General features: G+C 68.6%; 22 protein-coding genes. 13 read left to right on the top strand and 9 right to left on the bottom strand.

Annotated elements, in window-relative coordinates; all coding sequences use genetic code 11:
• Window positions 1-2 precede the first annotated feature (2 nt).
• From ABD693_RS02235 to ABD693_RS02205, 7 genes are all read left to right on the top strand, one after another.
• Window positions 3-968 carry a DnaJ C-terminal domain-containing protein gene (locus tag ABD693_RS02235; protein ID WP_344695350.1) on the top strand — a complete coding sequence of 322 codons (966 nt, stop codon included), beginning with the start codon at window positions 3-5 and terminating at the stop codon, window positions 966-968.
• An 8-nt stretch (window positions 969-976) separates the two neighbouring features.
• A complete protein-coding gene (locus tag ABD693_RS02230; protein ID WP_344695348.1) occupies window positions 977-2,008 on the top strand; it encodes a YihY/virulence factor BrkB family protein in 1,032 nt (343 codons plus the stop codon).
• The gene (gene fabI / locus ABD693_RS02225; RefSeq protein WP_344695347.1) at window positions 2,005-2,808 is read left to right on the top strand and encodes an enoyl-ACP reductase FabI; all 804 of its coding nucleotides are present in this window, start codon (window positions 2,005-2,007) and stop codon (window positions 2,806-2,808) included. Before ABD693_RS02230 ends, fabI begins: the two co-directional genes overlap by 4 nt.
• Before the next feature lie 265 nt (window positions 2,809-3,073).
• Window positions 3,074-3,463 (top strand): hypothetical protein, encoded by a 390-nt coding sequence (locus ABD693_RS02220; protein WP_344695346.1) that lies wholly within the window; start codon window positions 3,074-3,076, stop codon window positions 3,461-3,463.
• Window positions 3,464-4,597: 1,134 nt separating this feature from the next.
• Entirely contained in the window at window positions 4,598-5,542 is a 945-nt protein-coding gene (locus ABD693_RS02215; RefSeq protein ID WP_344695345.1) for an HWE histidine kinase domain-containing protein, read from the top strand.
• 221 nt (window positions 5,543-5,763) lie between these two features.
• Complete coding sequence (locus ABD693_RS02210) at window positions 5,764-6,429, top strand: DUF2059 domain-containing protein (RefSeq protein ID WP_344695343.1); 666 nt, start codon at window positions 5,764-5,766, stop codon at window positions 6,427-6,429.
• Between the two features lie 58 nt (window positions 6,430-6,487).
• Window positions 6,488-7,771: an MFS transporter gene (locus tag ABD693_RS02205; protein ID WP_344695342.1), complete on the top strand. Its 1,284-nt coding sequence runs from the start codon at window positions 6,488-6,490 to the stop codon at window positions 7,769-7,771.
• A 3-nt stretch (window positions 7,772-7,774) separates the two neighbouring features.
• On the opposite strand, the gene ABD693_RS02200 is transcribed toward ABD693_RS02205, so the two are convergent.
• Window positions 7,775-9,064 (bottom strand): adenylosuccinate synthase, encoded by a 1,290-nt coding sequence (locus tag ABD693_RS02200; protein WP_344695340.1) that lies wholly within the window; start codon window positions 9,062-9,064, stop codon window positions 7,775-7,777.
• 92 nt (window positions 9,065-9,156) lie between these two features.
• Between ABD693_RS02200 and ABD693_RS02195 the strand changes: the two genes are divergently transcribed.
• Together ABD693_RS02195 and ABD693_RS02190 are read left to right on the top strand one after the other, a co-directional pair.
• A complete protein-coding gene (locus ABD693_RS02195; RefSeq protein ID WP_344695339.1) occupies window positions 9,157-10,161 on the top strand; it encodes an alpha/beta hydrolase in 1,005 nt (334 codons plus the stop codon).
• Between the two features lie 43 nt (window positions 10,162-10,204).
• Window positions 10,205-10,789, top strand: coding sequence for a DedA family protein (locus tag ABD693_RS02190; RefSeq protein WP_344695337.1), 585 nt, complete (start codon window positions 10,205-10,207; stop codon window positions 10,787-10,789).
• Here ABD693_RS02190 and serA read toward each other — a convergent pair.
• Both serA and ABD693_RS02180 read right to left on the bottom strand, forming a co-directional pair.
• The gene (serA, locus tag ABD693_RS02185; RefSeq protein ID WP_344695335.1) at window positions 10,786-12,369 is read right to left on the bottom strand and encodes a phosphoglycerate dehydrogenase; all 1,584 of its coding nucleotides are present in this window, start codon (window positions 12,367-12,369) and stop codon (window positions 10,786-10,788) included. The genes ABD693_RS02190 and serA overlap by 4 nt on opposite strands.
• Window positions 12,370-12,457: 88 nt before the next feature.
• Complete coding sequence (locus tag ABD693_RS02180) at window positions 12,458-13,588, bottom strand: phosphoserine transaminase (protein WP_344695333.1); 1,131 nt, start codon at window positions 13,586-13,588, stop codon at window positions 12,458-12,460.
• A 384-nt stretch (window positions 13,589-13,972) separates the two neighbouring features.
• On the opposite strand from ABD693_RS02180, the gene ABD693_RS02175 reads away from it, so the two are divergent.
• Genes ABD693_RS02175 through xth form a run of 3 tightly spaced genes read left to right on the top strand, consistent with a single transcriptional unit; the run spans window position 13,973 to window position 16,229 of the window.
• Window positions 13,973-15,040 carry a M23 family metallopeptidase gene (locus ABD693_RS02175; protein ID WP_344695331.1) on the top strand — a complete coding sequence of 356 codons (1,068 nt, stop codon included), beginning with the start codon at window positions 13,973-13,975 and terminating at the stop codon, window positions 15,038-15,040.
• A gap of 44 nt (window positions 15,041-15,084) precedes the next feature.
• Window positions 15,085-15,408 carry a HesB/IscA family protein gene (locus tag ABD693_RS02170; protein WP_344695330.1) on the top strand — a complete coding sequence of 108 codons (324 nt, stop codon included), beginning with the start codon at window positions 15,085-15,087 and terminating at the stop codon, window positions 15,406-15,408.
• A 47-nt stretch (window positions 15,409-15,455) separates the two neighbouring features.
• Window positions 15,456-16,229, top strand: a complete 774-nt coding sequence (xth, locus tag ABD693_RS02165; protein ID WP_344695329.1) for an exodeoxyribonuclease III — start codon at window positions 15,456-15,458, stop codon at window positions 16,227-16,229.
• On the opposite strand, the gene ABD693_RS02160 is transcribed toward xth, so the two are convergent.
• From ABD693_RS02160 to hflK, 5 genes are all read right to left on the bottom strand, one after another.
• Window positions 16,226-17,383, bottom strand: coding sequence for an N-acetyltransferase (locus tag ABD693_RS02160; RefSeq protein WP_344695328.1), 1,158 nt, complete (start codon window positions 17,381-17,383; stop codon window positions 16,226-16,228). The genes xth and ABD693_RS02160 overlap by 4 nt on opposite strands.
• The gene (locus tag ABD693_RS02155; protein WP_344695327.1) at window positions 17,383-19,002 is read right to left on the bottom strand and encodes a helicase HerA-like domain-containing protein; all 1,620 of its coding nucleotides are present in this window, start codon (window positions 19,000-19,002) and stop codon (window positions 17,383-17,385) included. The genes ABD693_RS02160 and ABD693_RS02155 overlap by 1 nt, the downstream gene beginning before the upstream one ends.
• A gap of 63 nt (window positions 19,003-19,065) precedes the next feature.
• Entirely contained in the window at window positions 19,066-20,604 is a 1,539-nt protein-coding gene (locus tag ABD693_RS02150; RefSeq protein ID WP_344695326.1) for a Do family serine endopeptidase, read from the bottom strand.
• A gap of 104 nt (window positions 20,605-20,708) precedes the next feature.
• Complete coding sequence (hflC, locus tag ABD693_RS02145) at window positions 20,709-21,566, bottom strand: protease modulator HflC (protein ID WP_344695325.1); 858 nt, start codon at window positions 21,564-21,566, stop codon at window positions 20,709-20,711.
• A complete protein-coding gene (hflK, locus tag ABD693_RS02140; RefSeq protein ID WP_425567241.1) occupies window positions 21,563-22,705 on the bottom strand; it encodes an FtsH protease activity modulator HflK in 1,143 nt (380 codons plus the stop codon). Before hflK ends, hflC begins: the two co-directional genes overlap by 4 nt.
• Before the next feature lie 93 nt (window positions 22,706-22,798).
• On the opposite strand from hflK, the gene ABD693_RS02135 reads away from it, so the two are divergent.
• Window positions 22,799-23,743, top strand: a complete 945-nt coding sequence (locus ABD693_RS02135) for an Mrp/NBP35 family ATP-binding protein (protein WP_344695323.1) — start codon at window positions 22,799-22,801, stop codon at window positions 23,741-23,743.
• On the opposite strand, the gene ABD693_RS02130 is transcribed toward ABD693_RS02135, so the two are convergent.
• The gene (locus ABD693_RS02130) at window positions 23,740-25,086 is read right to left on the bottom strand and encodes a TldD/PmbA family protein (RefSeq protein ID WP_344695322.1); all 1,347 of its coding nucleotides are present in this window, start codon (window positions 25,084-25,086) and stop codon (window positions 23,740-23,742) included. The genes ABD693_RS02135 and ABD693_RS02130 overlap by 4 nt on opposite strands.
• Between the last annotated feature and the right edge of the window lie 14 nt (window positions 25,087-25,100).

Genomic DNA, 25,100 nt, shown 5'->3' with positions numbered 1-25,100 from the left:
CCATGGACCTTTACGCACGACTGGGAGTGAAGAAGGGGGCCAGCGACGCCGAGATCAAGAAGGCGTATCGCAGCCTCGCCAAGCAACTTCACCCCGACAAGAACAAGGACAATCCCAAGGCCGCCGAGCGCTTCAGCCAGGTGACCGCGGCCTATGACCTGCTGTCCGACAGCACCAAGCGCGCCCGCTATGACCGCGGCGAGATCGACGAGGACGGCAATCCCAAGATGTCGTTCGGGAGCGGCTTCGGTGGCGGTGGCGGGAGCTACGGCGGCCGGCCGGGCGCGGGGCCGGCGGGCTTCGAGGGCTTCGGCAATGCCGGCGGCGGTGGCGGTCCCGACCTCTCCGACCTGTTCGAGGGCCTATTCGGCGGCGGCGGCGCGCGCCGCGGCGCCAATCCGGGCGGGGGATCCTTCGCGGGCGGCGGACGCGCGCGGGCTTCGGTCAAGGGCGCGGACGTCGCCTATCGCCTGACGGTACCCTTCATCGACGCCGCGACCTTGAGCCCGCAGCGGGTGACGCTCGCCGATGGCGCGACGGTCGAGATCAAGCTCCCCAAGGGCGTCGAGGACGGCACCAAGATCCGCCTCACCGGCAAGGGCGAGAAGGGGCCGGGCGGCTCGGGCGACGCGATCGTCACCATCGCCCTCGAACCCCACCGCTTCTTCACCCGCGACGGGAGCAACGTCCGGCTCGACCTTCCGGTCAGCCTCAAGGAGGCGGTGCTCGGCGGCAAGGTCAAGGTGCCGACCCCCGACGGTGCCGTCATGCTCAGCGTTCCCAAGGGCGCGAGCTCGGGCAAGGTCTTGCGGATCAAGGGCCGCGGCTTCAGCGACAAGGCCGGCAACCGCGGCGATCTCCTCGTCACCCTGATGGTCGATCTTCCCGCGGCCGACCCCGCGCTCGAACAGTTTGCGTCCTCCTGGTCCGGTGCCGACGGCAACCCGAGGGCGGGACTCGGCGTCTAGACGGACGCATGCTGGAGATTTCACCCCAGAGCCCGGAAGCGCGGCGCAAGCGACTGGCCCGGCTCAAGGCGCGTTTTGGCGAGCAGGTGATGGACCGGGTCCGTCCCGGCACCCGCCCGTTCGCGATCCTCAAGCGGGTCGCGATCGGGGTCTACACCGACGGCTTCATCCACGCCGGCAACCTCGCCTACCTCAGCCTGCTCTCGATGTTCCCCTTCTTCATCCTGGCCGCCGCCATCGCGCAGCTGCTGGGCTCGAGCGACGGCGCGGCGCAGGTGGTCTTCAACGTCCTGCGCTCGCTCCCGCCCGACATTGCCGAGGTGGTGCGCGCGCCGGTCAACGAGGTGCTCACCGCCCGCCAGGGCCCGCTCCTGTGGTTCGGCGCGCTGGTCGGGCTGTGGACCGCGTCGAGCTTCATCGAGACCATCCGCGACATCCTGCGTCGCGCCTACGGGGTCAAATATAGCGCGCCCTTCTGGGAATATCGGCTGATCTCGATCCTGTTCATGCTCGGGCTGGTGCTGCTCCTGATGATCGCGCTTGCCAGCACGGTCATGCTGAGCTCGCTCGAGGCGCTGATCGTCCACCTCGTTCCGGCCTTCGCGCCGGTCTTCGACAGCTACGTCCTCGTGAAGCTCGTCCCGGCGGTCACCCTCTATTTCACCATCTACCTCATCTTCACGGTGCTGACCCCGGCGCGCTACCGCAAGATCAGCTGCCGCAAGTGGCCGGGCGCGCTGCTCGTCACCGGCTGGTGGGTGATGACCGCGGTGCTGCTGCCCAAGGCCATCGCGCTCGCCGGCGGCTACAGCCTCACCTACGGCAGCCTCGCCGGGGTCATGATCACCCTGCTGTTCTTCTTCGTCGTCGGGCTGGGGGTGACGATGGGCGCCGAACTCAATGCGGCACTGGCGGAAACCGGACCGACCGCGCTAGAGGGCGAGCAATACAAGGGCCCGCATGCCGGCGACCTCGAGGTCGAGGAACCGGCGCCGGGCGAAAAAGTCAGCAAGAGTAGCGGGGAGAGCCAGGCGGCATGACGGGTTTGATGGCGGGCAAGAAGGGGCTGATCATGGGCCTCGCCAACGATCGCAGCCTGGCGTGGGGAATCGCCAAGCAGCTGAGCGAGCAAGGCGCGGAGCTCGCCTTTTCCTACCAGGGCGAAGCACTCGAGAAGCGCGTTCGCCCGCTCGCCGAAAGCCTCGGCAGCGACTTCCTCGTCGACTGCGACGTCGGCGACATGGACGCGCTCGACCGCACCTTCGCCGAGATCGAGCAGCGCTGGGGCGGGCTCGACTTCCTCGTCCACGCCATCGGCTTTTCGGACAAGAACGAGCTTCGCGGGCGGTTCGTCGACACCACGCTCGACAACTTCCTGCTGACCATGAACATCTCGGTCTACAGCTTCGTCGCGGTGTCGCAGCGCGCGGCCCGGCTGATGAAGCCCGGCGGAAGCCTCGTCACGCTGACCTATTACGGCGCCGAGAAGGTCATCCCGCATTATAACGTCATGGGCGTCGCCAAGGCCGCGCTCGAGACCGCGACCAAATATCTCGCCGCCGACCTCGGCAAGGACGGGATCCGGGTCAATGCGATCAGCGCGGGCCCGATCAAGACGCTGGCCGCGAGCGGGATCGGCGACTTCCGCTACATCCTGAAGTGGAACGAGCTGAACAGCCCGCTGCGCCGCAACGTCACCATCGAGGACGTCGGCGGCGCCGGCCTCTACTTGCTGAGCGACCTCGCGGCGGGCGTGACGGGCGAGATCCACCATGTCGACGCGGGCTATAACGTGGTCGGCATGAAGGCCGAGGACGCGCCCGACATCGCCACGGTCTGAGCCCCGGCCCCAGCGCGGGCGGGCGGGCGCGACGTTGTCGAAGTGGACAGTGTCCGGGGGGTCCGCGCAGCGCGGAACTTCACGATCATCGCGCATATGCGCCATGGTGCACGCGGGCAAAAATCGGCCCCGGGTAGAAGAACGGACGGTCGAAAGAGCGGGAAGCGGCGAACCGCTGCGGTTAGTCAAGCAGGTGAAATCCTACTTGGCAAGGGCGAGCGGATGCTTTGGTTGACCCGCACCGGGCGCTGACTACACTGGTCCCTTGCCCAAGAGCTTCCTCCTTGCAGTTGGCATCCTGATCCTCAGCGGATGCGCCGACAGCTGCGCCAACGCGATCGTCAGTCGCGCCGATTCTCCGGACGGCCGGCACAGTGCCGTGCTTTTCCAGCGGGATTGTGGGGCGACCACCGGCTTCTCCACCCAGGTCTCGATCCTGGAGCGAGGGGCCGAGCCGAAGGGCGGCGGCAATGTCTTCGTCGCGGATGACGATCACGGCGCGGCGGCGGGCGGCGATTGGGGAGGCCCATGGGCCGAGATGCGCTGGCTCGCGCCCGACCGCCTGCGCATTCGATATGCGGCGAAGTCGCGCCTGTTCGCGCGAAAGGACGAGGTCTCGGGCGTCCGGATCAGCTACCGGCAGGTGACCCGCTGAGTGTGAGCTGTGGGTAGTGAGCGCAATGTCTGCAATGGGTGGATAGCGGACGCTTGCACAGTTACCCTTCGGAGCATGCGTCGTCACTTTCTCGCCGTAGCATTCCTGCTCTCGCTTTCGAGCTGCGGTAGTGCCGCACCGCCCCCACCGAAGCGTCCGGCCTTGTCGGCAATTCTTAAGGAAACGAAATTCCTCCCGGTTGGCGATGACTACACGGGCGCGGACAGACCAGAAGACCGCCGCCCATTACAAGATGCTGTGGATTCCGCGATAAGGGACATCAGCGGCCTTCCCGAACCGCTTGATGCCGATGCGGTTCGAAGTCGCCTATCGACACTGCTTCAGAAGACTGACCTTTACGCTACTGAGGACCGAGACGAGGTCGGACGCTATGTCATCCGTATATGGCGGGCAGCCGGTCTGAAGGGCGACAGCGGTCTTTTCCCGGTCGGTGACGAACGAGCGCTGGCTCGGCCCTAATGAATGCCTGCAATGGGTGGAAAGCGGACAATTACGAGCGCTCGAAGCGCCCATGATGATAAGTCCACCGAACTGCTTGTGGCGACCTACTGGTTTCCTGACCGGCCGCGTTTGTGGGCCGCATGTATGTGATCACGCTGAGACTTGGGGTCGTGATCAGCGAGGGCACTCCGCGACTGCCGGTTTCGAAGAGTTTAGCAACGCCAGCGGGCGTCACTTTCCACACCCGAACCATGTAGCAGCAGCCCGTCGCCCAAGCTGAATAGATGAGGCCGTCGCGGTCTATGTCGACCAGCCCCATTGGAGCGTCGCCAACTGGCACGGCATAATGCATGGGTCGAGCGCATCGGGTGATGCAGTCCACTTTCAGTAGGTAGCCCGCGCTCCGGTCCTCAACGACCCGCACGATTGCTTCGGAGCCATCGCCTACGCCGACTCGCAGCGACGCAGCAACGACCTGTGCAGCAATGATAACGGCGACAGTCATCGGCTTAACTTACTAGCCGCGCTAATGTCCGCAATGGGTCGATGGCGGACATTCGGCGCCATGCGGGGGGCCGAAGACCGGCAGCAACCGTAACGTTGCAGGAACGACTTGGCGGGGTTGGCTCCTTGTCGTAGGTCAGTGATCTCGGTTTCACAGGTTGCGTCGTCATGCGTCAGCGTTTGGTCGATCGGTTGGGCGGTTCTCCGGACCTGACCTTGGGCTGGCAGCTTCTCAGCGGCTCGGTCGTGGGCCTCGCGGCGGCCGCGCTCCGGTTGAGCCTGCCGCTCGCGCCGTTCCAGATCCCGACGCTGCCGACGGTCGCGGCGCTGGCGGTCGTGACCTGCTTCGTGGGTCCCGGGGCGGGGCTGGCGACGGCGGTGGTCGGCGGCGGGCTCAGCCTCGCAGGCATTTATGGCGGCGGGCCGTGGGAAGCGATGGTCGTGCCCGCTTTGTCCTTCACGGTCATCGCGACCACCATCATCGTCACCGCGAGCCTTTATCGCGCGAGCGAGCGGCAGCGGTACCGGCGCGAGCTTGCCGAAGCGCGAAGGGCGGCCGAGGATGCGGTGATCTTCGCGCGCGAGCTCGGGCACCGGCTCAAGAATGCGCTGACGGTGGTGCAGAGCATCGCCCTCCAGACGATCGGGCACGAGGACCCGCGCGCGGTCCAGTTCGCCGAGCGGCTGCGGACGCTGGCCGACGCCAACGCGCTCCTGAGCGAGCATGTCAGCCGGCCGGTCGCCTGCGTGCGCGAAGTGGTGCGGGCCGCGCTCGCCCCGTTCCCGGTCGGCGAGCGGCTGATCACCGAGGTGGTCGCGGCGCCCTTGCCCGACGAACAGGTGGTGTCGATGGCGCTGGCGCTGCACGAGCTGGCCACCAACGCGATGAAATACGGGGCGTGGTCGAACGATCGCGGGCTGGTCCACCTCCTGGTCGAGGAAGCGCCCGAGGGCGGGCTTGCCATGACCTGGACCGAGCGCGGGGGCCCGAGCGTGACCGAGCCGACCCGGCGCGGCTTCGGGAGCCGGCTGCTCGGGCGGGCGGGGCAGGGGAGCGCGTTCCGCTTCCAGCCCGAGGGGCTGCAGTTCAGGACCCGGCTCCAGCGCGCCTGAGGGTGCGCGTTAACCGCGCATATTGTGCCAGGCTTAAGGCTGAGGCAGCATAGGGCTTGTCGAGGCGTGCCGCGGGGGCCGCCGAAAACGGGGGAAAATTCGTGTCGTTTCGTGCTCTTCTGGCGGCTTGCGCCATTGTCGCGGTTCCTGTCTCGGCCGCATCGGCTGCGACTCCCAAGAAGCCGGCGCCGGCCTCTTCGTCCAAGAAGTCGACCGTCAGCGTGGCCAAGCCGGACATGGATCCGATGGTCGCGTTCGCGATGATGAACAAGATCATGGACAAGTTCTTCCCGGCCGGCCCCGAGCCCGAGCCCGCGCGGCTCGCGGCGGCGCGCGAGATGACCCTGCGGATGTTCCCCAAGGGGGCTTATGCGGGCGCGATGACGAGCTTCGCCAACACCATGGCCGACCGCGTGCTGGCGATGAGCGAAGCTGACTTCGCCGATCTCGTGCCCGAGACGGCGGCGAAGAAGGGCGACAAGCCCAAGACTCCGCCGAGCACGTTGTCGCTGCGCCAGACGATGAGCGCCAAGGACCCGACGTTCGACGCCAAGGTCGCGGCGGGCAAGGCGTTCGCCAGCGCGATGTTCACCAAGTTCGGCGACGTGATGGAGCCCAAGTTCCGCGAGGGCATGGCCCGCAGCATGGCGCGCAAGTTCGATGCCCGGCAGATCGCCGAGATCAACGCCTTCCTCGCGACTCCGACGGGCGCGGCCTATGGACAGCAGATGCTCGGCATGTGGTTCGAGCCCGACGTGATGCGCGGGACGATGCAGGCTTTCCCCGAAATGCTGAAGATGATGCCCGACATGGCCAAGGACATGGAGCAGCTCGGCAAGCAGATGGCGCCCGCCGACAAGGCGGCAGCGCCGGCCAAGGCCGACTGACCGGCGCGGCGGACGCTTGGGTCTTGCCCGGCGTCCGCCCCTCCGCGAGGGTGGCGGCATGAGCGACGCCGACCCCTCCGCCGACCACCGTCCGATCTCGCGCCGCTCGCTTGCCGTGGCGGCCTTTTCGACGATCGTCGAATGGTATGACTTCACGCTCTACCTCTATTTCGCGACGGTGCTGGCGCGGCTGTTCTACGGCGGCACCGAGGCGGCGCTGTCCTTCACGCTCGGGAGCTTCGCGCTTGCCTATCTGATGCGGCCGCTGGGCGCGGTGGTGTTCGGGCATGTCGGGGACCGGCACGGGCGGCGCGCGATGCTCTTGTGGTCGGTGGCGCTGATGACCGCGGCGATGCTGGCGACGGCATTGCTTCCGACCCAGGCGAGCATCGGGGTCGCGGCGGGCTGGCTGCTGTTCCTGCTGCGCTGCGTGATGGGGTTCTCGGTCGGCGGCGAATATAGCGGGGTGGTCGCCTACCTCCTCGAGGGAGCCAGGCCTGAGCGGCGCGGGCTGGTCGCGAGCCTCGCTTCGGCGGCGAGCGAGGTCGGGGCGCTGCTTGCGGTCGGGGTGTCGGCGCTGACGGTCGCCTCGATGAGCGAGGCGGACCTCGCTGCCTGGGGCTGGCGGATTCCGTTCTTCGTGGGGGCGGCGCTGGCGGGCAGCGTGTGGATCGCGCGCTCGCACATGGAAGAATCGCCCGAATATGAGCGGCAGGTCGCGGCCGAGACGGTGCCCGAGGCCCCTTGGCGGCACGCATTGGCGAACCACAAGCTCGGCATCTTCCGCGCTTTCTGCATCTCGGCGCTGGGCTCGATCACTTATTATGTCGGGATCACCTACGTGCCCGCGTTCCTGACGACCGCGGGGCGGCTGAGCGAGGCGGACAGCCTGTGGCTCGGGACTGCGGCGGCCGTGGCAGTGATCGCCGTGACGCCGCTGACCGGCATGCTGTCGGACCGGATCGGAAGGAAGCCGGTGCTGGTCGCGGTGGCGATCGCCTCGGCGGTGCTTCCAATCACGCTCTTCTCGGCCATGGCGGGCGGGAGCCACGGGGCGGCGCTGGCGGGCGCGCTCGTCCTCGCCTGCGTGGCCGGCGCGATGAGCGCGGTCGGCGCGGTCGCCACCGCCGAGCAGTTCCCGGGCGAGGGGCGGGTGACGGGGCTCGCCTTCGGCGCGACCGGCGCGACCGCCATCTTCGGCGGAGTGACTCCGTGGCTGGCGCAGCGGCTGGTCGAGCAGACGGGAACCCCGAGCGTGCCGGGGATCATGATCGCCGCGGTCGCGCTCGGGGTGCTTCCGGTCTTCCTGACGCTGCGCGAGACGGCGCCCGCGCGGCGCTAGGCGCTAGCCCGCAAAGGGATCGCGAACGAGGATGGTGTCGTCGCGCTCGGGACTGGTCGAGACGAGCGCCACCGGGCAGCGGATGAGTTCCTCGATCCGGCGGATGTACTTGATCGCCTGCGCCGGAAGATCGGCCCAGCTGCGCGCGCCCGCGGTGCTCTCGGACCAGCCGGGCATTTCCTCGTAGATCGGCGTGACGCGGGCCTGGTCGGCGGCGTGCGGGGGCAGATAGTCGAAGCGCTTGCCGCCGACCTCGTAGCCGACGCAGATCTTCACCGTCTCGAGCCCGTCAAGGACGTCGATCTTGGTGAGCGCGATGCCGGTAATCCCGCTGACCGCGGCGGCCTGACGGACGAGCACGCTGTCGAACCAGCCGCAGCGGCGCTGGCGCCCGGTGACGGTGCCGAATTCGCGGCCGCGCTCGCCGAGGCGCTGGCCGATTGCGTCGGAGAGCTCGGTCGGGAAGGGACCCGAGCCGACGCGGGTCGTGTAGGCCTTGACGATTCCGAGCACGAAGCCCGCCGCGCCGGGGCCCATGCCGCTGCCGCTGCCGGTGGTGCCGGCGACGGTGTTCGACGAGGTGACGAACGGATAGGTGCCGTGGTCGACGTCGAGCAGCACGCCCTGCGCGCCCTCGAACAGGATCCGGCGGCCCTTGCGGCGAGCTTCGTCGAGATCGACCCACACCGGCCGCGCGAATTGCAGCACGAAATCGGCGATGTCGGCGAGGTCGGCCTTGAGGCGCGCGCGGTCGACCGGCGGCTGGTCGAAGCCGGCCCGGAGCGCGTCGTGATGCGCGCAGAGGCGATCGAGAAGGGGGTCCAGCTCATCGAGATGGGCGAGGTCGCAGACGCGGATCGCGCGGCGACCGACCTTGTCCTCGTAGGCCGGGCCGATACCGCGGCGGGTGGTGCCGATCTTGCCCGCGCCGCTGGCGTCCTCGCGCAGCGCGTCGAGGTCGCGGTGGATGGGGAGGATCAGCGGGCAGGTCTCGGCGAGGCGCAGCACGTCGGGCTCGATCCGGACGCCCTGACCGCGCAGCTTCTCGACTTCTTCGCGCAGCCACCAGGGGTCGAGGACGACGCCATTGCCGATGATCGACAGGGTGCCGGTGACGATTCCGCTGGGCAGGAGCGAGAGCTTGTAGACCTTCTCGCCGACGACGAGCGTGTGCCCGGCATTGTGACCGCCCTGGAAGCGGACCACGCAGTCGGCCTGGCTGGCGAGCCAGTCGACGATCTTGCCCTTGCCCTCGTCACCCCATTGGGCACCGATGACGGTAACGTTACCCATCCGAAACCTTTCATGAACGAGGCGATCAGCCGCAATTCAGCCGCGCTCCTATTGTTTGCGAGGCCTGGGGTCCAGCTTGAGGGGTCAAGACAATGGGGATTTCGAGAACAAAGGCCGGGGCGGCGATCCTGGCGACGAGCGCGCTGATCGCGAGCCACGGGGCGTGGGCGCAGATGGCGGGGCGGCTGCCGGCCGAGTGCCGGACGCCCGAGCTTCGCCAGTGCCTTCTGGCGGGGGACAATCGCCGGGCCTGCCTGATGGCGGCGATGCAGAAGATGCCGGACAATTGCCGCAAGGCGATGAGCGACGGCGCGGCCGCTCGATCACCGCTGCCCGCAGGGTGGCGCGAGCTGAGCTATGGCAGCGACTCGCGGCAGACGCTCGACCTCGTCATGCCCGCGAGCGTGGGCGGCAAGGCGCCGGCGATCCTGTTCGTCCATGGCGGCGGCTGGTCGATCGGCGACAAACGGAACGGCGGCGACACCAAGGGCAAGCATTATACGGCGGCCGGCTGGGCCTTCGCGTCGACCAACTACCGCTTGGTGCCGCAGGCGACCGTCGAACAGCAGGCGGCCGACGTGGCGGCGGCGATCGCGCTGCTGCGCCGGCAGCCGGGGATCGATCCCGACCGGATCGTGATCATGGGGCATAGCGCGGGCGCGCATCTCGCGGCGCTGGTGGCGACCGACCCGACCTATCTCAAGGCCGCCGGGGTGCCGATGGGCGCGGTGCGCGGGGTCGTGCTCCTCGATGGGGCGGGCTACGACATCGCCGCGCAGATGGCCGCGCCGCGCAATCCGGTCGAGACGATGTACGTCCAGGCCTTCGGGACCGATCGTGGGCGCCAGCAGGCCCTTTCCCCGACCTTCCATGCGGGCGCGCCCAATGCGGCGAACTGGCTGATCCTGCCGGTCGCGCGGCGGGCCGATTCGGTCGCGCAGAGCCAGCAGCTCGCGGCGGCGCTGCGGAAAGCGGGGGCGGCGGCGACGGTCGCCCCGCAGGAAGGCAAGAGCCACGCCACCATCAACCGCGAGATGGGCACGCCCGGCGACGCGGCGACCGCCGCGGTCGATGCGTTCCTGACGCGGCTGCGCTGAGCGAAACCTTGTTGGCCGGTCGGGGCGGGTGCATGGCGCGGGAATGAGTCATGCAGTGAGCCAGTGGGTCGAGCATTACGGCCTGCTCGGCGTGTTCCTGGCGGCGTTCATCGAGGGCGAGATCGGAGTCGTGCTGGGCGGCGCGATGGCGCATCTCGGCAAGTTGAGCGGGGTGCACGTCATCCTCGTCGCCTGGGTGGCGGCGGTGGTGTCGGCGCAGCTGTTCTTCACCGTCGGCCGCTCGCAGCGCGACAGCGCCTGGGTCCACAAGCTCACCGACAAGCGCGCCTTCGCGCTCGCGATCCGCTGGATCGACCGGCACCCGCGCCTGTTCTGCCTCGGCTATCGCTTCGTCTACGGGATGCGCGTGGTGGGGCCGGTGGCGATCAGCCAGAGCCACCTGTCGGGCCGGACCTTCTTCCTGTTCAACCTCGGCACCGCGCTCGTCTGGGCGAGTTTCGGGGCGGGGCTTGGCTGGCTGTTCGGACCCGAACTCGCGCATGTGGTGCGCAGCTGGCTGACGCTGCCCCACTTCATCGTGGCGAGCCTGGTGGCGCTCGGCCTGTTCGTGGGGGTGATCGGCTGGCGCGGACGGCGAAGCGCCCGCGCCGCCGACCCCGCACCCTAGAAGCGCAGCGGCACCACCTCGCGAACGCCCTCGAGCGCACAAAGCTGGTCGACGACGGGCGCGGGGACCGGATCGTCGATCGCGACCAGCGCGACCGCTTCGCCGCCCGCGGCCCGGCGGCCGAGGTTGAAGGTCGCGATGTTGAGGCCGGCGGACCCGAGCGTCGTCCCGAGCTTGCCGATGAAGCCCGGCGCGTCGTTGTTGACGATGTAGAGCATGTTGCCGTTGAGCTCGGCCTCGACCGCCACGCCGAAGATGTCGACGAGGCGCGGCGCCGAATTGCCGAACAGCGTGCCCGCAACGCAGCGGTCGCCGCTGGGCGTGGTGGCGGTGACGCGCACGAGGGTCTGGTAGTCGCCCTCGCGTTCGTGCCGGACCTCGCGCACGTCGAGCCCGCGCTCCTTCGCGAGGACAGGCGCGTTCACCATGTTCACGGTCTGCGAATAGGTGCCCATGAGGCCAGCGAGGACCGCGCCGGTGATCGGCTTCTGGTTGAGGGCCGCGGCCGCGCCCTCGACCTCGATCGACACGCCCGTGACCTGGTCGCCGAGGACCTGGCCGAGCAGGCGGCCGAGCTTGTCGGCGAGCGCCATGTAGGGCTTGAGGCGCGGGGCTTCCTCGGCCGAGAGCGAGGGCATGTTGATGGCGTTGGTGACGCCGCCCAGCAGCAGGAAGTCGCTCATCTGCTCGGCGACCTGGATCGCGACATTGACCTGCGCTTCGGTGGTCGAGGCGCCGAGGTGCGGGGTCGAGATGAAGCCCGGCGTTCCGAACAGCGGGCTGTCGGTGGCGGGCTCGGTCTCGAACACGTCGAGGGCGGCACCGGCGACCTGGCCCGAATCGAGCGCGTCCTTGAGCGCGGCTTCGTCGATCAGGCCGCCGCGCGCGCAGTTGATGATCCGAACGCCCTTCTTGGTCTTGGCGAGCGCCTCGCGGCTGAGGATCCCGCGGGTCTGGTCGGTCAGCGGCGTATGGAGGGTGATGAAGTCGGCGCGCTTCAGCAGCTCGTCGAGTTCGACCTTCTCGATTCCGAGTTCGAGCGCGCGCTCGGGCGAGAGGAAGGGGTCGAAAGCGATGACCTTCATCTTGAGGCCCAATGCGCGGCTGGCGACGATCGAGCCGATGTTGCCCGCGCCGATGAGGCCGAGCGTCTTGGCGGTCAGCTCGACCCCCATGAAGCGGTTCTTCTCCCACTTGCCGGCCTGGGTCGAGGCGTCGGCCTCGGGCAGCTGGCGGGCGAGCGCGAACATCAGGGCGATGGCGTGTTCGGCGGTGGTGATCGAATTGCCGAAGGGCGTGTTCATGACGACGATGCCGCGGGCCGTGGCGGCGGGGATGTCGACATTGTCGACGCCGATGCCGGCGCGGCCGATGACCTTGAGGTTGGTCGCATGCTCGAGGAGCTTGGGCGTGGCCTTGGTCGAGGAACGGATGGCGAGCCCGTCATAGTCGCCGATGATCGCGGCGAGTTCGTCGGGGGTCTTGCCGGTGATTTCGTCGACCTGGATTCCGCGCTCGCGGAAGATGGCGGCGGCGCGGGGGTCCATCTTGTCGGAGATGAGGACTTTGGGCTGGGTCATGTTGCTGCTCCGTACTCCGGCGATGGCCGGAGCCTGATTCACTGGGGAAGAAGGCACTGGGCTCCGGCGTTCACCGGCGCGCTCGGGGTCAGGCGGTCTGGGCGTAGGCCCAGTCGAGCCACGGCCCGAGCTTCTCGATGTCGCTGGTGTCGACGGTCGCGCCGCACCAGATGCGCAGCCCCGGCGGGGCGTCGCGATAGCCGGCGATGTCGAAGGCGGCGCCCTGCTCCTCGAGGAGCGCGGCCATCTTCTTGATCCGGGCTTCGTCCGCGCCCTCGACCGTCAGGCAGACGCTGGTCTTCGAGCGGCTGGCGGGGTCGGCGGCGAGGTGGCCGAGCCACGGGCGAGCGTCGACGATGGCATCGAGCGCGGCGGCATTGGCGTTCGAGCGGGCGATCATGCCCGGGCCGCCGCCGATCGACTTGGCCCATTCGAGGCTGACGATCGCGTCCTCGACCGCGAGCATCGAGGGGGTGTTGATCGTCTCGCCCTTGAAGATGCCCTCGCTGAGCTTGCCCTTGGAGACGAGGCGGAAGAGCTTGGGGAGGGGCCAGGCGGGGGTGTAGCTCTCGAGCCGCTCGACCGCGCGCGGGCCGAGGATGAGAACGCCGTGCGCGCCCTCGCCGCCGAGCACCTTCTGCCAGGAGAAGGTCGCGACATCGATCTTGTCCCACGGAATGTCGTAGGCGAACACCGCGCTGGTCGCGTCGGCGAAGGACAGGCCTTCGCGGTCTTGCGGGATCCACTCGCCATCGGGAACCCGGACGCCGCTGGTGGTGCCGTTCCAGGTGAACAGGACGTCGTTCGACCAGTCGACCTGGCCGAGGTCGGGAAGCTGGCCGTAGTCGGCGCGGATGATCGCCGGATCGAGCTTCAGCTGCTTGACCGCGTCGGTGACCCAGCCCTCGCCGAAGCTTTCCCAGGCGAGCGTCGTGACCGGCCGGGCGCCGAGCATCGTCCACATCGCCATTTCATAGGCGCCGGTGTCCGAGCCAGGGACGATCCCGATGCGGTGGGTGTCGGGCAGGCCGAGCAGTTCGCGCATGAGGTCGATGCAGGTTTGCAGGCGCTGCTTGCCGAGCTTCGAGCGGTGCGAGCGGCCAAGGCTGTCGGTGGCGAGAAGCGCGGGCGACCAGCCGGGCGGCTTGGCGCAGGGGCCCGAGGAAAAGTGCGGGCGCGCCGGGCGCACCTCGGGCATCGGGGTCGTGGCATTGGTCATTTCTGACTCTCCTTACAGAGAGCACGCGCCGCGTTGGGACGGCGTGGCCCGCCGACGGCTCTACAGGCTGCGGCTCGCCATGCAAGGCCGGTGATTCTGTCGATCGGTCCATGGCGGCAGGCCACTACGGGCTAACTGATGTAAGCGGTTTGGCTCAACTCATCGCTTCATCGTCGCGACTCGTCCCTTCGCGGGAACGAAAAGGTTGAATTCGTTAACCCTAGAGGGTCTTTTCCTGGCTGTCCGATCACGGCGAGGGGCAAAATCGCCGCGATCCGGGCAGGGGCTGGGGAGCTCCTGACAATCTGGCCGTCGCACGCAGCGAGTGATTTTGCTGCGCGGGGCGGCCTGTAACGTGAACGGTTTTGGGAGCTCGGCTCGAACATGGCGCATGCACTGGTGACATCGCAATTGCTGCGAAGCCGCGACCTGTTCGTGCACGATGGCACCAAACTCCGCCGAATCCGCCTTTCCGCTCCCGTCCAGCTCTTCTTCCTTTCCATCGCCATCACCCTCTTCGCGCTGTCGGCCTTCGCCGCGGCGCATTTTGTTGGGGATGAGAAGGCCACGATCGTGGTCAGCGATTCCGACCAGCTCCAGAAGCTTGCCGCCGCCGCCGAGCAGCGCGCGCACGCGATCGAGGAGCGCCAGCGCCTGCTCGCCGCGATGATCGCGGGCGGTGACGTCGACCCCTCGAAGCTTCCCGAGACGAGCGCGCTCCAGCCGTTGCCGCAGGCGATCGCCGCGCCGCTCGACGCCGCCGAAGCCAAGCTGTCGGCGCAGGAAGGAGCAGCCGCCGACCGCCTCGAAGCGCAATATGCGATGACCGCCGCCGAGCTTCGCAAGCGCGGCCTGTCGCCGCAGCGCATCGCGGTGGGTGGTCCGTTCGAGCCCGTCGCCAAGAGCGATCCGACCTTCAAGGCGCTGTTCAACAGCTGGAAGAAGCTCGACAGCCTGCAGGACGGCGTGATCGCGGTCCCGTCGGACAAGCCGGTCAAGACCGCCGACTTCACCTCGAGCTTCGGCGTCCGCAACGATCCGTTCGGCCGCGGCGCCGCGATGCATGCCGGGATCGACCTCGCCGGTCCGCTCGGGACGCCGATCTATGCCACCGCCGACGGCACCGTCGTCGCCGCGGGCTACAACAACGGCGGCTACGGCAACCTCATCAAGATCGACCACGGGCGCGGCATCGAGACCCGCTACGGCCACCTTTCGGCGATCGGCGTCCGCCCCGGCGACCGGATCACCCGCGGCCAGCTGATCGGCCGCATGGGCTCGACCGGCCGCTCGACCGGCAGCCACCTCCATTACGAAGTCCGGATCGACGGCCGCGCGGTCAACCCGATCCCCTTCATGCGCTCGAACGACTACCTGATCGCGCTGAAGAACCGGAACAGCCACAGCATGGACCAGATCGCCCTCGGCGGTCCGGGCGCCCGCTCGCGCTAAGCCATCGCCTTGAGGGTGCGTGCGCCGCGCCCTACATATCCCTCGTGACCAACCTGACCCTGACCGAAGCCGCGGCGCGCCGCGTCGCACAGATCGCCGAGAAGCAGGCCAGGCCGGCCGTGCTCCGGCTCGCCGTCGATGGCGGGGGTTGCGCGGGCTTCACCTACCGCTTCGCGCTGGGCGAGCCCGAGGACGGGGACACCGCAACCGAGACCGCTGGCGTGCGGCTGGTGGTCGATCCCGTCAGCCTCGACCTGCTCGAGGGGAGCGAGGTCGATTATGTCGAGGACCTCGGCGGCGCGGCGTTCAAGGTGAAGAACCCCAATGCCGCGAGCGGCTGCGGCTGCGGGTCGAGCTTCGGGATCTGACGCGCTGGCGGGATGACGCCGGCGGGACGGGCCGCTAAGTCCGCGCCATGAAGATCGCGACCTTCAACATCAACGGGATCCGCGCCCGCCTGCCGCGGCTGCTCGAGTGGCTCGAAAAGGAGCAGCCCGACGTCGCCTGCCTGCAGGAGCTGAAATGCGCCGACGAAGCGCTGCCGGTGCTCGACATCGAGGGCGCGGGCTATCGCGCGGTCTGGCACGGGCAGAAGGGCTTCAACGGGGTCGCGATCCTGGTCCGGGACAAGTCGCCAGACCTGCGGCGGGTCGGGCTGCCGGGCGATCCCGACGACAGCCACAGCCGCTACATCGAGGCCGAGGTGGACGGGGTCGTCATCGCGTCGATCTACCTTCCCAACGGCAATCCGGTGGGCACCGAGAAATTCGATTACAAGCTGCGCTGGATGGAGCGGCTGCGCGAACATGCGGCGGGGCTGCTCGCCGAGGAGCGGCCGGTGGTGCTGGCGGGCGATTTCAACATCATCCCCGAGGACCGCGATACTTTCTCGGTCTCGGCGATGGCGGGTGACGCGCTGACCCAGCCCGAAAGCCGCGCCGCGTGGCGGCGGATCGTCAACCAGGGCTGGACCGATTCGGTCCGTGCGCTGCACCCGGCCGACGACAAGCTCTACACCTTCTGGGACTATACCGCGGGCTGCTGGCAGCGCGACGCGGGTTTCCGCATCGACCACCTGCTCTGCTCGCCACAGGTGACCGACCGGCTGACCGGCGCGGGAATCGACCGCTGGGCACGCGGGCAGGAGAAGTCGAGCGACCACACGCCGGTGTGGATCAGCCTCGGCTAGAGCGCCTTTTCGTAGATGCGGTAGGTCTTGTTGACCTCGGCGCCCGGGAGCTGGGCGATCGACAGCATGCCCTGATTGTCCTCGAGCACCCAGCCGAATTCGCCATGCGTCGCGCCATAGGGGCCGGTGCTGGCGACGCGGTTGCGCTCGATCATCATGAAGGCGAGCTGGGCCGAGAGGCGGCCGCCCTGATATTTCTTCGCGACGCCCATCAGCGGCACGCGCATGCGCTTCACCTTCGGCTTGCGCATCCGCCAGAGCAATTTGACGAAGCCGAAGGGGAACAGCTCGCCGTTGAGGTCGCGGGTGAGTTCGTTGAGGTCGGGAATGGTGATCATGAAGGCGGCGGGCTCGAACACCCCGGCGTCGTTCTTGACCTCGGCGATGCAGACGAGGTCCTCGTAGATGATCGGCTTCAGTTTCTTGCCGGCATAGGCGATCTCGGCCTCGGTCAGGGGCACGAACCCCCAATTGTCCGACCAGGCGTCGTTGAGGAGCTCAAGGATGGTGCGCGAGTCCTCGGCGTAGCGCTTCTTGTCGACCGCGCGGATGCGGATCCGGCCCGAGCGATTGCCGGCGTCGATCAGGCGCTGGATCATCGGGATCATCTTGGCGCGGATGTCGAGCTCGTAGGTGACGAGGTCCTTGGCCTTTTCATAGCCCGCGCCCTCGACGATCGCCTGGTAGGATGGGCGGTGGTGTCCCATCATCGCGGTCGGCGATTCCTCGAAGCCCTGGACGAGGAGGCCCGGCTCGTCCCAGATCGACAGGCTGAGGGGGCCGAGCGAGCGGGTCATCTGGCGGTCGCGGAGCCATTGTTCGGCGGTGGCGATGAGCTTCGGCCCGGCTTCGGTTTCGCCGTCGAGGAGTTCGAACATGCCCCAGTTGCCGGTACCCGCGCCCATATGCTCGAGGACGAGACGGTCGACCTGCGCCGAGATCCGCCCCACGGCCTTGCCCTTGCGTTCGGCCAGCCAGAGCGCGGCCTCGGCATGCTCGAACCAGGGGTTCTTGCCGGGCGTGATCAGCCCCAGCATTTCGTCCTTGAGGGGCGGCACCCAATAGGGATCGTCCTTGTAGACGTCCCAGACGAGGTCGACGAAGCGCTTGCGGTCGGCCTTGGTGAGGACCGGCCGGATGACGAGATCGGACATTATTTGAGCAGTCCTCCGAGGATGCCGCGGAGGAGCTTGTTGCCGAGCTGGCGACCGACCGAGCTGGCGGCCGAGCGGGCGGCGCTCTGCACGGCCTTGTCGAACATGGTGGGGCGGGCGGCCTCGCGAGCCTGGCGCTCGGCTTCGCGGCGGGCGGCGGCCTCTGCCTTTTCGGCCTCGCGCTGCTGGCGTGCTTCCTCGCGCTGGCGAAGCGCATCGGCCTGCGCCTGCTCGCGGGCGAGACGGGCCTGTTCCTTGGCGGCGAGCGCGTCGGCCTTGGCCTGCTCCTTCTCGGCCTGGGCGGCGGCCGCAGCGGCCGCGGCTTCGCCGGCCTTGCCCTTGAGGATCTCCTCGGCGCTCTCGCGGTCGATCAGCGTGTCGTACTTGTTGCCGATCGCGTCAGTGGTGATGAAGATCTGGCGTTCCTCGGGCGTGATCGGGCCGACGCGGGTGGCGGGCGGCTTGATCAGCACGCGCTCGACCGGCGAGGGGCTGCCGTCGGGCAGCAGCAGGGAGACGAGGGCCTCGCCGACCTTGAGTTCCGTGATCGCGCTGGCGACGTCGATCTCGGGATTGGGCCGGAAGGTCTCGGCCGCGCTCTTGACCGCCGCCTGGTCGCGCGGGGTGAAGGCGCGCAGCGCGTGCTGGACGCGGTTGCCGAGCTGACCCGCGACCGTGTCGGGAATGTCGATCGGGTTCTGCGTGATGAAATAGACGCCGACGCCCTTGGAGCGGATCAGGCGGACGACCTGCTCGACCTTCTCGAGCAGCGCGGGGGGCGCGTCGTCGAACAGGAGGTGGGCCTCGTCGAAGAAGAAGCAGAGCTTGGGCTGGTCCTGGTCGCCGACCTCGGGGAGGAGCTCGAACAGCTCGGACAGCAGCCAGAGGAGAAAGGTCGAATAAAGGCGCGGGCTCGCCATCAGCTTGTCGGCGGCGAGGATGTTGACGACGCCGCGGCCGCTCTCGTCGATCTTGAGGAAGTCCTCGAGGGCAAGCGCAGGCTCGCCGAAGAAATGGTCGCCGCCCTGGCTGCGAAGCTGGAGCAGGTTGCGCTGGATGGCGCCGATGGTGGGCTTGGCGACATTGCCATATTCGAGCGTCAGCTCGTCGGCGCGCTCGCCGCAGGCGACCAGCATGGCCTGAAGGTCGTCGAGGTCGAGAAGGAGGAGGCCCTCCTTGTCGGCGACGTGGAAGGCGATGTTGAGCACGCCTTCCTGGACGTCGTTGAGGTTCATCAGCCGGGCGAGGAGCAGCGGCCCCATTTCGCTGACCGTGGTCCGGATCGGGTGGCCGGACTGGCCGAACAGGTCCCAGAACTGGACCGGGCAATCGCGATACTGCCAGTCGGTGATGCCAAGCTCGGCGGCGCGCTGGCTGAAGATTTCGTGGGTCTTGGCGGTCGGCGAACCGGCACAGGAGAGGCCGGCAAGGTCGCCCTTCACGTCGGCGACGAAAGTCGGCACGCCGGCGGCGGCAAAGCCTTCGACCAGGCCCTGGAGGGTGACGGTCTTGCCGGTGCCGGTGGCGCCCGCGATCAGGCCATGGCGGTTGGCCCGCTTGAGTTCGAGCTGCTGAGGGTTGGTGCCGCCGCTGCGTGCGCCGATGTAAATGCTACCCAATGCCGTCTCCCGTCACTCGCGTCGGCGCGGAGCCTAGCGAGGGACGGGAGGATAGGCGAGAGGTCAGCCGGCGATATCGACGCCGATGAAATATTCGGGCGCCGCACCGCGTTTGACGAGGAGCAGGACGGCGCTGCGGCCAGCCTTGCGGGCCGCGTCGACCACTGCAGCGACCTGCGCCGAGCTGGCGACGGCCTGACGGTTGACCGAGATGATCACGTCGCCGCGCTTCAGGCCCTTTTCGGCCGCGTCGCTGTTCGGGTTGACGTTGGTGATGACCACGCCGCGGGTCGAGGCCGGGACCTGCACCGCACGCGCGATGTCGGGGGTCAGCGGCTGGATCGAAAGGCCGAGCGCCTGGCCGGCGGGGACGGCCGGCTGGCTCTGGTCGTTGGGATCGAACGGATTCTGGTCGGGCGCAGTGCCGCCGGCACCGATCTTGGCCAGTTCCTCGTCGGTCGGGCGCTGGGCGACCACCGCGTTCAGGGTCTGGCGGCGACCGTCGCGGACCACCTCGATAGGCACGCGCTGGCCCGGGGTGACCAGCGAGATGAGGTAGGAAGCGGTCTCGTCCGGAGTGACGGGGCGACCGCCGACCGTGAGGATGACGTCGCCCTGCTGGATGCCCGCGCGCTGTGCCGGCTGGCCGGGGACGACCGAACGGACGAGCTCGCCCTGGTTCTTGGGAATGCCGAGCGCCGCGGCGTCGCTTTCCTCGATGCCCTGGAGGCTGATGCCGAGATAGCCGCGCTGCGGGCGCTGGCCCTTGCGCAGGCTCTCGATCACCGGCTTGGCGAGCTCGGCGGGGATGGCGAGGCCGATGCCGACGCTGGCGCCGGTCGGGCTGATCAGCGCCGAGTTGATGCCGATGACGTTGCCATTGAGGTCGAACATCGGGCCCCCGGAATTGCCCATGTTGATGCTGGCATCGGTCTGGATGTAGCGGTCGTAGGCGCCGGCCCCGGTGATGCCGCGGTGCAGCGCCGAGATGATGCCCGCGGTGACGGTGCCGCCGAGGCCATAGGGATTGCCGATCGCCATCACCCAGTCGCCGACCCGGGCGCGCTGGCTGTCGCCCCAGTTGACGTAGGGGAAGTTCGACCCCTCGACCTTGAGGAGCGCGAGGTCGGACGAGGGATCGCGGCCGATGATCCGGGCCGGAAGCTCGCGCCGGTCGGACAGGATCACGGTGACGCTGTCGACCGTGCCGGTGCCGTTGGCACCCTGGATGAGGTGGTTGTTGGTGACGACATAGCCGTCGGCCGAGATGATGAAGCCCGAGCCGAGCGAGCCGGTCGTGCGGCTGGTCGCGCCGGGGCTGTCGGGACTGTCGCCGCCCTGGCCGGGCTGGCCGAAGCGGCGGAGGAAGTCGGCGAGCGGATCGCTCTGCCCGCCGCGGACGGGGACGCGCTGCTTGGTCTGGATGTTGACCACCGCCGGCTGGAGCTTGGCGGCGAGGTCCGCGAAGGACATGGGTGCGCCCGTCGGCGGCATGGCAGCCGGCGAATTCTGGGCGACCTGTGCACCGACGGGTCCGGTTGCGACCGAGAAGGCGCTTCCGCCGATCAGCAGGGCTGCCGCAACACCGTAGGCATAGCGCACTTTGGAAAACTCCCTCGTCGACTTCATAAGATCAGAACTTCCTTTAAGCGAAGAGCCCCAGCCCGATGTGCTAGGTCAAGCGCCTGAACGCATATTGAACCGGATCAGCGCCCACCCCCATTGGTGAACTGCCGCAGGAATTCATTCTGCGGAGAGAGGATCAGGTTCGTCGGACGGTCCTTGCCACCGTCGACGAAGGTCCGCTGATAGGCCTGCATCGCGCGGTAGAAGTCGTAGAACACCGGGTCCTTGCCGAAGCTGGCGGCGTAGGTCTGGGCGGCCTGGGCATCGGCTTCCGCGCGGATGATCTGGGCCTGCTTGGCACCCTCGGCGCGGATCGAGCGGGCCTCCTGCTCGCGGGCGGTCCGCATCCGGTCATAGGCGCTCTGCAGCGGGCTTCCGTCGGGAAGGTCGGCGCGCTTGATGCGAACGTCGATGATCTGGACGCCATATTGGCGGGCGATCTTGTCGAGGCGGCTGCGGATATTCTCCATCGCGCCCTGACGCTCGGGGCTCAGGAGGTCGGCGAAGGGCCGGCGACCGAGCTCGTTACGGAGCTCCGAACCGAGGATCGGACGAAGCGCCTCGCCGACCCGATCTTCCGAGCGGGCGGAGACATACATGCGCAGCGGATCGACCACGCGGTAGCGGGCGAAGGCATCGACCTCGAGCCGGAGCTGGTCGGTCGAGAGCACCATCTGCCGGTCCATGTCGACGTCGCGCACGCGCTTGTCGATCCACACGATGTCGTCGACGAACGGGATTCGGAAGGCGAGGCCGGCACCCGGGGCGCCGATCGGCTGGCCGGGCTTGTAGCGGTTGTAGATGCGGTCGGGCTTGCCGAAGCGGACGATCAGCGCCTGCCGGGTCTCGGGCACGATGCTGACGCTCGACAGCAAGGTGAAGAGAAGGAGGAGGGCGACCACGATCGTGGCGATCGGGCGGCGGGTGGCGAAGCTCATCGGCCGGCTCCCTGGGTGGCGGTGCCCTGGGCGGGCGGATCCTGCAGCGCGGCGGCCGGCGGCCGGGTCTGCTGGAGCGGCAGGTAGGGGGTCACGCCCGGAGCCTCGACGATGGTCTTGTCGACACTCTGGAGGACGCGCTCCATCGTCTCGTAATACATGCGGCGGCGGGTGACGTCGGGCGAGAGCCTGTACTGCTCGTAGACCTTGTCGAAGGCGGTCGCCTCACCCTGGCTGAGCTGGCGCAGCTGGAGCGCATAGGCCCGGGCCTGGTTGATGTCGCTCTGCGCCGCCTGCTGGGCCGCACTGACCGCCTTGAAGGCGTCATTGACCGCGGCGGGCGGGTCGGCCTGCTTGATCGCGACGCCCTGGATGACGACGCCCGAGCGGTAGGCGTTGAGGACGGTCTGCATGTTCTCCTGGACCCGCGCCTCGATGTCGGCACGGCCTTCGCCGATCGCCTCGTTCAAGGTGGTGGCCGAGAGGGCCGCGCGCATGGCGCTTTCGGCGACCTGCTGGATGGTCTGCTCGGGGTTCTGCAGCTCGAACAGGAAGAGCTCGGGGTCACGCACGTTCCAGCGAACCGAATAAGCGATGTCGATGACGTTCTGGTCGCCGGTCAGCATCAGCGTCTCGGACGACACCGAGCCGAGGTCGATGTTGCGGATGTTCTCGACATCGACCTTGCGGACGCGCTCGATCGGGCTCGGAAGGGTGAAGCTCACACCCGGACCCAGCGTGCGGCTGTAGCGGCCGAACTGGGTGACGACGCCGCGTTCTTCGGGCGCGATGCTGTGGATCGAGGTGAAGATCAGCCAGAGGAGGACAAAGGCGCCGACGAACCAGGCGATCAGCGAACCGCTCGGTGGACGGCGACCGATTCCGGCGCCGCCATTGCCGCCGCCGCCACCGCCGAAGCGCGCGCGGCTGCGGGCGATGAGGTCGTCGAGGCCGCCGATCTGGCGATTGCCGCCGCCGGGCGTGAAGGTACCGGGCGATGCCCATGGGCTCGACGGCCCGCTCGGCGGCGGTGCCTTCTCGCCTTCGGATGGCGTCTCGCCACCGCTCGGACCCCAAGGTCCCTTGTTATCCGCCAACAAGCCGCGCGTGTGCACCGGCCACCCCGGGATCATTCTCATGCACACCGATATAGATGCAGGGGCGGCATTTAACAGTGGGGGTGAAACAATGGCCCTTGTGCGGTGTGCGCTTGGGCGTAGGGCAGCGCCGTCATGACCATCGAGACTTCCCTGTTCGGCGCCGATGCCCCGCGCCTGCGTGCCGTCCGCCAGGAGGGCGGCAAGCTCCGCCTCATCGCCGATGCGACCGGGCTCGACGAGGCGGGGCAGGACGACCTCAAGGCGCGACTGACGGCGCTGGCCGAGGCGCAGCCGGGCGTCGACGAGGTGCTCGTCGCGCTGACCGCGGGCAAGGCGGCGGGGCCGAAGCTCATCGCGGTCGGGTCGGGCAAGGGCGGGGTCGGCAAGTCGACCGTGTCGGCCAACCTCGCGATCGCGCTGGCTCGTCTCGGCCACAAGGTCGGGATCATCGACGCCGACATCTACGGTCCCTCGCAGCCCACCCTCCTCGGAACGAGCGAGCGCCCCGAAGCAAGGGACAAGCAATTGATCCCGGTCTCGGCGCAGGGAGTGAAACTCCTGTCGGTCGGGCAGCTCGTCAGTCCGGGCCATGCGCTCGCCTGGCGGGGGCCGATGGCGTCGGGCGCGCTGACCCAGCTGATCGAGGGCGACTGGACGGGGACGGAATATATCATCGTCGATCTTCCGCCCGGCACCGGCGACGTCCAGCTGTCGCTGATCCAGAAGGCGCGGCCCGTGGGCGTGGTGATCGTATCCACCCCGCAGGACCTGTCGCTGATCGATGCGCGCCGCGCGATCGACCTGTTCGGCAAGACCTCGGTCCCGGTGCTCGGGCTGATCGAGAATATGGCGGGCTATCAGTGCCCGCATTGCGGCGAGACGTCCGACCCCTTCGGGCAGGGCGGGGCCGAAGCCACCGCGGCCGAATTTGGCGTGCCCTTTCTCGGGCGGCTGCCGCTATCGGCCTCGCTTCGCGCCGAATCGGATGCGGGGCGGCCCCCGGCGGCGGGCGAAGGACCCGCGGCGGCGGCGTTCCGCCAACTGGCGCAGGCGGTGCTGGCGCAGCTCGACGCCTAGGCGCTCGCCACGGTCATCGCGGGAATGAGGACGGTCGGGGAATCGATTCCCCGGCGAAGCTCGAGGTCGCTCGCGGGGATGAGCGTGCGGAACATGTCCTTGAGGTTCGACGCGATGGTAATCTCGGCGACCGCCTCGCCGATCTTCCCATTTTCGACGAGGAACCCCGCCGCGCCGCGGCTGTAGTCGCCGGTAACGGGATTGACGCCCTGGCCGATGAGCTCGGTGACGAGGATCGCCTTGGGGACCGAGGCGAGCAGTTCCTCGCGGCTGTGGGAGCCGGGCAGGAGCATCAGGTTCGACGGGCCCGCGCCGGGGCTCCCGCCGACCGAGCGGCTGGCATGGCCGGTGGGCTGGATGCCGAGCTGGCGCGCGTCGGTGCTGCTGGCAAGCCAGGTGGTCAGCACGCCGTCGGCGACGAGGTCGAGCGGGCGGCAGGGCAAGCCTTCGCTGTCGAAGCTGCGGCTGCGCAGGCCGCGCTTGCGAAGGGGCTCGTCGCGCAGGGTGATGCCCGGCCCGAAGACCTGCTGGCCGAGCGCGTCGAGGAGAAAGCTGGTCTTGCGCGCGATCGCGCCGCCGGTGACCGCCGCGACGAAATGGCCGAGGAGCGAGGTCGCGACGCGCGGGTCGAAGAAGATCGGATAGGTGCCGCTCTCGATGCGGCCCGGGTTCAGCCGCGCGACCGCCCGTTCACCGGCGAGACGGCCGATGGCCTCGGGCGCGTCGAGGTCCTCGAAATAGCGCGTCGAGTGCGAGGCATAGTCCCGCTGCAACGCGCCCGCGCTCCCGGCCACCACGCTCGCGGACAGGCTGTGATGCGTGCCGCTGGTGGCATGGGCGAAGCCGGTCGAGGTGGCGAGCGCGACGACGCTCGAACCGAAGCCTGCCGAGGCGCCGTTGGTGTTGGTCACGCCTTCGACAGCGCGCGCGGCTTCCTCGGCGGTGCGGGCGCGACTCTCAAGCATCGTGAGGGCCGGGACATGCGGATCGAACAGATCGAGGTCGGGCGCTTCGTTGCGGCCGAGCAGGGCCGGGTCGGCGAGGCCGGTGAAGGGGTCCTCGGGGGCCTGGCGAGCCATGGCGTAGGCGCGCTCGGCCAGTTCGGCGAAGCCGGCGGGATCGAGGCTGGCCGAGGAGACGGTGGCCGAGCGCTGCCCGTCGAACAGGCGAAGGCCGACCTCGAAGCTCTCGCTATGGTCGATGTCCTCGACGATCCCCAGACGGACCGAGATGCCGCTCGAGCGGCTGATACCGATCATCGCGTCGGCGGCGCTGGCGCGGGCCCTGGTCGCGGCCTCGACCAGTTGGGCGGCAAGGTCGGCGGCTTGGGGCTGGCTGAGCATGGCTCCGCCTGTAG

Origin of the sequence: Sphingomonas rosea, from assembly GCF_039538065.1 — a bacterium.
In the GTDB taxonomy this organism is placed as follows: domain Bacteria; phylum Pseudomonadota; class Alphaproteobacteria; order Sphingomonadales; family Sphingomonadaceae; genus Sphingomicrobium; species Sphingomicrobium rosea.
Note: the sequence above shows the minus strand (reverse complement) of the source record. Positions and strands in the feature narration are given on the sequence as shown.